Origin of the sequence: Myxococcus llanfairpwllgwyngyllgogerychwyrndrobwllllantysiliogogogochensis, from assembly GCF_006636215.1 — a bacterium.
GTDB lineage: Bacteria > Myxococcota > Myxococcia > Myxococcales > Myxococcaceae > Myxococcus > Myxococcus llanfairpwllgwyngyllgogerychwyrndrobwllllantysiliogogogochensis.
Map to the genome: position 1 here is coordinate 1 of NZ_VIFM01000961.1, position 395 is coordinate 395.

Here is a 395-nt window from a genome sequence, read left to right on the forward strand (position 1 = left end):
GTACTGACGCATTGTACTTACGTTGAAATCTACGTAGAAAATTTAGTAGTGCCTCTGATTCAGATTCTTTACCATTTTTTTGCAATTCATGTTGTTTCATTGCACCCATAGTTAGAAGTACTGATCCTACATATTTTTGAACTTGCTTAAGCAATGCTGGCGGTACTTTTATAATACCAACACCACTAGCTTCATCAAGCTCTACTTCTTCTGTTACATGTTCATCTGCTTTATTAAAATCCTGAGCAACACTCATATCAATTCCTGAATCTTTAGCAATTTCAGGATTGTGGGCGGCAGCAGCCATTAAGTGTGCTTGTGCTTTGCTCTTACTTGGCATTATATATTCCTTAAATCTGATATGAACTCAACATACATAACATCCTTGTTAAGTA

Annotated in this window: 1 protein-coding gene; it reads right to left on the reverse strand. The window is 35.9% G+C overall.

The window, feature by feature from the left end; translation table 11 throughout:
* On the reverse strand, positions 1-340 hold a 340-nt coding region (locus FJV41_RS51465; RefSeq protein ID WP_220138071.1), incomplete at its 3' end, for a hypothetical protein.
* Positions 341-395 lie beyond the last annotated feature (55 nt).